At 69.4% G+C, this 3,713-nt stretch carries 3 protein-coding genes; 2 read left to right on the top strand and 1 reads right to left on the bottom strand.

Annotated elements, in window-relative coordinates; translation table 11 throughout:
* Positions 1-352: 352 nt before the first annotated feature.
* A complete protein-coding gene (gene fgd / locus ACM2XV_RS13320) occupies positions 353-1,369 on the top strand; it encodes a glucose-6-phosphate dehydrogenase (coenzyme-F420) (RefSeq protein WP_344774868.1) in 1,017 nt (338 codons plus the stop codon).
* Positions 1,370-1,399: 30 nt separating this feature from the next.
* On the opposite strand, the gene ACM2XV_RS13315 is transcribed toward fgd, so the two are convergent.
* On the bottom strand, positions 1,400-2,047 hold the full coding sequence (locus tag ACM2XV_RS13315) for a CPBP family intramembrane glutamic endopeptidase (protein ID WP_487027279.1): 648 nt from the start codon (positions 2,045-2,047) through the stop codon (positions 1,400-1,402).
* 111 nt (positions 2,048-2,158) lie between these two features.
* Here ACM2XV_RS13315 and ACM2XV_RS13310 point away from each other — a divergent pair, with 111 nt between their 5' ends.
* Positions 2,159-3,646, top strand: a complete 1,488-nt coding sequence (locus tag ACM2XV_RS13310) for a tyrosine-protein kinase domain-containing protein (RefSeq protein WP_344774864.1) — start codon at positions 2,159-2,161, stop codon at positions 3,644-3,646.
* Positions 3,647-3,713 lie beyond the last annotated feature (67 nt).

Raw genomic sequence — 3,713 nt, 5'->3', positions numbered from 1 at the left:
GGGAGTTCAAGGGGCCGGCACCCGTGGGGGCTGTTCGCCTCATCGGCGCAGCCGACGAGGGTTTCGTTCGTGTTGGGGTTGGAGCTCGCCTCGCGTGCACGCTGGTCATCGGGTGGCCCACGTGCTGCACCTGTGCCTTCGGGTGACTCAGGTGACGCGCTCCGGCCGTTCGGGCGGCTCGAGCGCTGCGTGACTACTGAAAGTCTCTCAGCAGTAGAACGATCGGTCTGTCGCGTGGCGGTGAAATAGTCCCGGGGCTAATACTCGCCGGGCCGGAGTGTGCCCCGCTTGCGTGGCCGCGAAGCCGGGCGGATGCCCGAACCCGGCCAATCGGACGTAGAGTCGAATCGATATGACTCTGAAGCTCGGGTACAAGGCATCCGCAGAGCAGTTCGGCGCGCGCGAACTGGTCGAACTCACCGTCGCGGCCGAAGCGCACGGCATGGAGAGCGCGTTCATCTCCGACCACTTCCAGCCCTGGCGGCACGAGGGCGGCCACGCGCCGTTCGCGCTCACGTGGCTCGCCGCCGCGGGGGAGCGCACGCACGACATCGTGCTCGGCACGAGCGTCATGACGCCGCACTACCGCTACAACCCGGCCGTCATCGCGCAGGCGTTCGGCTCGCTCGGCGTGCTGTACCCCGGGCGCATCGTGCTCGGCGTCGGCACGGGCGAGGCGCTCAACGAGGTCGCCACCGGCTGGCAGGGCGCGGGCAACCAGGGCTGGCCCGATTTCAAGGAGCGGTTCGCGCGGCTGCGCGAGTCGGTGCGCCTGATCCGCGCGCTCTGGAAGGACGAGCGCGTCACGTTCGAGGGCGACTACTACTCGACGCATGACGCGTCGATCTACGACAAGCCCGAGACGCCGATCCCGGTGTACATCGCGGCGGGCGGCCCGACGGTGGCGAAGTACGCGGGACGCGCGGGCGACGGCTTCATCTGCACGTCCGGCAAGGGCATGGGGCTGTATGTCGACGAGCTGATCCCCGCCGTCGAAGAGGGCGCCGCGGCGGGCGGCCGCCAGGCATCCGACATCGATCACATGATCGAGATCAAGCTGAGCTACGACCGCGACCCCGAGCAGGCGCTCGAGAACACGCGGTTCTGGTCGCCGCTGTCGCTCAGCAAGGAGCAGAAGCACGACATCACCGACCCGCTCGAGATGGAGAAGGCGGCCGACGCGCTGCCCATCGAGCAGATCGCGAAGCGCTGGATCGTCGGCAGCGACCCCGAGCAGACCGTGGCCGAGATCAAGCAGTACGTCGACGCCGGCTTCACACACCTCGTCTTCCACGCCCCCGGTCAGGACCAGCGGCGCTTCCTCAGCCAGTTCGAAGAGGACCTGGCGCCGCTGCTGCGCGCGCTGTAGGGGCGCGGCGACGCCGCGCCGCACCCGCGATCACCAGGGCCAGGTGATGAGGGCTGCGAGGCCGTTGAACACCGCGTGGCCGATGATCGCGGGGCCGAGACGCCTCGTGCGCTGCACCGCGTAGCCCGCGATGAGCCCGTAGACGAGCATCGTCGCGATCAGTGCGACCGACCAGCCGTCGGCGATCGTGTGCACCAGCGCGAACACGACGGATGTGACGATGAGCGCGGGCCACGGGCGGATGCCGCGCTCGAGCGAGCCCTGCAGCAGCCCGCGGAAGAACGGCTCTTCGATGAGCGGCGCGATGACGACGGGCGCGACCACGGTCGTGAAGACGTAGATGCCGGTGACATCGCCGACCATGAGGCCCGGCCCGGGCATCCGGCCCGTCATCGCGTACTGCACGAGGATGCCGGCGGCGCGCGCGAGGACGCCCACGATGAGACCGAGGTAGACGTCGGCAGCGCGGAAGCGCAGCGACGGCCGCCAGAAGCGGAAGGTCCCGGCGAGCGCGATCACGAGCGGGCCCCACGTGACGAGGTAGCTCGCGGCGACTGCTGCGGGGTAGGTCAGGTGCCCCCGCCAGGACGGGAAGGACAGGGCGAGTGCGACCGCCACGGCGAGCGCGCCGACGGCGACGAGCAGCGCGCGAAGCGACCGGTCGGGGGCCTTCGTCATGGCGACCACGCTAGGGCAACCCCTTGTCAGCATGCGACAGAACTGTGCACCATGGTCTGCACGGCCCCTGTTCGGGGTACGACAACTGCTCTTCCGACCAAAGGCAGGTTCGTGGAACTACACGACTACATCCGAGTGCTCCGCAAAGGCTGGCTCATCATCGCCGTCTTCGTCGTCGTGGGGGTGGGCGTCGCGGCGCTCTTCTCCACACTGAAGGCGCCGAGCTACACCGCTGATTCGAAGGTCTTCGTGAACACGCAAGTGGGCGGGAACGCGTCAGACCTCGTGCAGGGGCAGGCGTACTCGCAGGATCGGATCACGTCGTATGCCGGCCTCGTGAACACCCCCGCCGTGCTGCAGCCCGTCATCGTCGACCTGCACCTGAACGCCACCCCCGCCTCGCTGGCGCGCCAGATCTCGGCCTCGGCGCCGGCGAACACGACGCTGCTGCAGATCGAGGCGACCGATCAGGACCCGAAGATGGCGGCGAACCTCGCCAATGCGACGGCCGAGAGCTTGAGCACCGTCGTGCAGTCGCTCGAGACGACCGACGCCGACAACAACGTGTCGCCCGTGAAGCTCAGCCGTGTGCAGGACGCCGTCGTGCCGCTCAAGCCGAGCAGCCCCAACGTGACGCTCAACGTCCTGCTCGGCCTGCTCATCGGCCTCGCGCTCGGTGTCGCCGTGGCCGTCCTGCGCGAGACCCTCGACACCCGCGTGCGCACCGAGCACGACGTCGAGTCGATCAGCGCCGCGCCGATCGTGGGCGGCATCACCTTCGACCCGAAGGCGGCCGTGCGGCCGCTCATCGTGGCCGAGGACCCCTATTCGAACCGCGCCGAGGCCTTCCGCACCCTGCGCACCAACCTGCAGTTCCTCAACATCGGCGACGATGTCGAGCGCGTCGTCGACGAGGGCGACGGGTCGACGCGCCCCGGCCGCAGCTTCGTCGTGACGAGCTCTCTCGCTCAGGAGGGCAAGAGCACCACGACGGCGAACCTCGGCCTCGCGCTCGCGAGCACCTCGAGCAACATCCTCGTCGTCGACGCCGACCTGCGCCGCCCGAAGCTCGCCGGCTATCTCGGCCTCGAAGGCGCCGTGGGCCTCACCGACGTGCTGCTCGGCCGGGTCGACGTCGGCGACGTCGTGCAGCGCTGGGGGAAGACGAACCTCTACGTGCTGCCCGCCGGCCGCATCCCCCCGAACCCCAGCGAGCTGCTCGGCAGCGCGCGCATGAAGAAGCTCATCTCGGTGCTCGAGGAGCAGTTCGACTACGTCCTTTACGACGCCCCGCCGCTGCTGCCCGTGACCGACGCCGCGGTGCTCAGCAAGAGCACGACTGGCTCCCTCGTGATCGTCGCCTCGGGCCGCACGCACAAGAACCAGCTGAAGTCCGCGGTCGCGGCCATCGAGCAGGTGGGCAGCCGCGTGGGCGGCATCGTCATGACGATGGTTCCGACCAAGGGCCCAGACGCCTACGCCTACGGGCGCTACGGCTACGGCTACTACGGCGAGGAGCAGGGCGACGACCGCAAGAAGAAGCGCTCGCGTTCCCGCGCCAAGAAGGCCGAGGCGGCCGGGCACACCGCGAGCGCATGAGCGACGCGGCGCCCGCGGTCCTGCCGTTCCGCGTGCTTGCCGTGTGCTCGGGGAACGTGTGCCGCTC

This window comes from Gryllotalpicola sp. CP2-P1 (assembly GCF_057512245.1).
Note: the sequence above shows the minus strand (reverse complement) of the source record. Positions and strands in the feature narration are given on the sequence as shown.

Coding starts and splice junctions, on each gene's coding strand:
- fgd (WP_344774868.1), top strand. CDS start 353: ATGACTCTGAAGCTCGGGTACAAGGCATCCGCAGAGCAGTTCGGCGCG.
- ACM2XV_RS13315 (WP_487027279.1), bottom strand. CDS start 2,047: ATGACGAAGGCCCCCGACCGGTCGCTTCGCGCGCTGCTCGTCGCCGTC.